This is a genomic window from Aeromonas sp. HMWF017 (assembly GCF_003061465.1).
Taxonomy (GTDB): domain Bacteria; phylum Pseudomonadota; class Gammaproteobacteria; order Enterobacterales; family Aeromonadaceae; genus Aeromonas; species Aeromonas veronii.
Genome location: NZ_QAJD01000077.1, coordinates 15,349 through 17,712, shown reverse-complemented (window position 1 = coordinate 17,712; position 2,364 = coordinate 15,349). Strand labels below are relative to the sequence as shown.

The 2,364-nt window shown below is 57.1% G+C and carries 2 protein-coding genes; both read right to left on the bottom strand.

The annotated features are described in order from the left end of the window. Nucleotides 1–94: 94 nt before the first annotated feature. Nucleotides 95–1,714: a methyl-accepting chemotaxis protein gene (locus DBR30_RS07655; protein ID WP_108541937.1), complete on the bottom strand. Its 1,620-nt coding sequence runs from the start codon at nucleotides 1,712–1,714 to the stop codon at nucleotides 95–97. Nucleotides 1,715–1,818: 104 nt separating this feature from the next. Then, a partial coding sequence (locus DBR30_RS21850; RefSeq protein ID WP_258224337.1) for a dicarboxylate/amino acid:cation symporter occupies nucleotides 1,819–2,364 on the bottom strand: 546 nt, incomplete at its 5' end.

Sequence of the window (2,364 nt, the reverse complement as noted above, 5' to 3'; positions counted from 1 at the left end):
TGCAGCAACCGGGCTCAGGCTTCTAAGCAAGCCATATAAAAAAGTCCCCGCCAGCTGGCTGGCGGGGATAGCGGATGGATAACAACCGTCGGCGTTACTGAATGCGGTAACGGGATATCTGCTGGTGGATGCTCTCGGTGGTGACATTGAGCTCCTCGGCTGCGGCAGAGGTCTCCTCTGCTGTGCTGCTGGTTTGCTGCACGACCTGAGCAATCTGCTCTACCTGATGAGCGATCGACTCGGCGGCCGAGCTCTGCTCGCGGATGGCATTGGTGATCTCGCCCACCTGCTCCATCACCCGGTGCGACGCACTGCGGATCTCGGCAATAATGGCGCCACTCTCTGTCGCCATGGTGACCCCCTGGCTCACCTTCTCCTCCACCAGATGCATGCGGGAGACCGTATTGTTCGACTCCTGCTGGATCGCCTCTACCGTGGCGGAGATCTCCTGGGTGGATTGGGCTGTACGCTCAGCCAGTTTGCGCACCTCATCCGCCACCACCGCAAAGCCACGGCCGGACTCCCCGGCCCTCGCGGCTTCAATGGCCGCGTTCAAGGCCAGCAAGTTGGTCTGCCCCGCCACATCACGGATCACGTTGACCACACCGCCAATGCGCGAAATGCCCTCACCCAGTGCAATGACCTCGGCCGAGGCCTGCCGGATGGAATCGGCAATCTCGTTAATGGCATTTACGGTGCGATCGATGGTTCTGCCCCCCTCGGTCGCCAGCTGTCCCGACTCGTTGGTGATACGGCTCGTCTCCTGAGTACGTTGGGAGATATCTGTGATGCTGACCGTCATCTCTTCCACACCGGCGGCGATCAGGCTGGTAGCATCATTGGCCTGACTGGCCGAACTGGCGAGGTGTTGTGCTGCCTGGGAGAGGGATTCGGCGGTACTCTTGATCTGCAAGCTGCCAACGGAAAATTCGATAAATGTCTGTTGCAGCGTATCGAGCAGCCGGTTGACCGCATTGAGGGTCAGGCCAATCTCATCCTGCTGTCTGACATCCGCTCTGAGAGTAAAGTTGAGGTCACGCTGGATCCGGGTCAGGGTATCCATGGCGGTGCGAAGGGGGTTGGCCACCTGATTGAACAACCAGACAAACAGCCCCAACGTCAGTACGGTGGTACCACCGGCGATAAACAGCAGGGTTTGCAGGCTGTTGTCGTAGTTTTCCTTGCCTTGCGCCTTCAGTTCCAATCCCAGATCGATATTGAAGGTAACGTGAAGCTCAATCGCCTTCGCAAACTGCTGGAACAATCCGTATGCCTCTCCCGACAGCATGTCTCTTGCTTCATCGTTCTTGTTTTGGCGGGAGAGCTGCAGCACCTTGTCTATCTCCTGATAATATTGCGCGACAATACGTTGATCATCGTCGGTCAGGCGCCGATCTTCATCATTGGAGAGCAGCTCGGCTTTGTATTTGTCGAGCAGTGAATTGATCTGTCCCCGTATCTCGGTGATACCCGTTTCAATCTGCTGCATCTTGCCGGTGTCAGTATTCAGCACATGTGTCTGCACCAACGAGTGCAATTCATAGAAATCGGCCTGTACCTCCTTGATCAGCGAGATACTCGGCACCGTATTGTCCGTCACATAGCCTAAATCCCGATTGGCCGAATCGAGGCGGTTGATGCTGAACCAGCTGAGAAAAATGAGTGCAAGGATAACCAGCAGGGCTATCAGTTGCAGTCGGCGAGCAATATTCATAACCCTACACTCCAGATGGAAACTCTCTAGCAGTGTAGACGAGCCATAAACAACAACGACCCGCATTGGCGGGCCGTTGTTGTTTATTTTTCATGGCGTTGTGATCAGGCCTTGGCTGGCTCACTCTCGCCCAGCGCGTCGGTTTCACCCAGACTGTCTTCGGTCTTGGCGACCACGCTGGCGGCGATGGCGTTGCCCAGCACGTTGGTGGCAGAGCGTCCCATGTCGAGGAAGTGGTCGATCCCCAGCAGCAGCAGAATGCCCGCTTCCGGAATATGGAACTGGTTCAGGGTAGCGGCAATCACCACCAGAGAGGCGCGCGGTACCCCGGCCATCCCCTTGGAGGTGACCATCAGCAGCAACAGCATGGTGATCTGCTGAGCCATGGAGAGCTCGATGCCATACGCCTGGGCAATGAACATCACCGCGAAGGTACAGTACATCATGGAGCCGTCGAGGTTGAAGGAGTACCCCATCGGCAGCACGAAGCTGGCAATGCGCTTGTCACAACCGAACTTCTCCAGACGATCCAGGGTCTTCGGATAGGCCGCTTCGGAGCTGGCGGTCGAGAAGGCGAGCAGGATGGGTTCGCGGATCATCGCCAGCAGCTTGATGACACGACCACGCAGGAAGACGCTGCCCATGGCGAT

Bases quoted from the DNA above. Each gene is read 5' to 3' on its own strand.
- DBR30_RS07655 (WP_108541937.1), bottom strand. From the start codon at position 1,714: ATGAATATTGCTCGCCGACTGCAACTGATAGCCCTGCTGGTTATCCTT.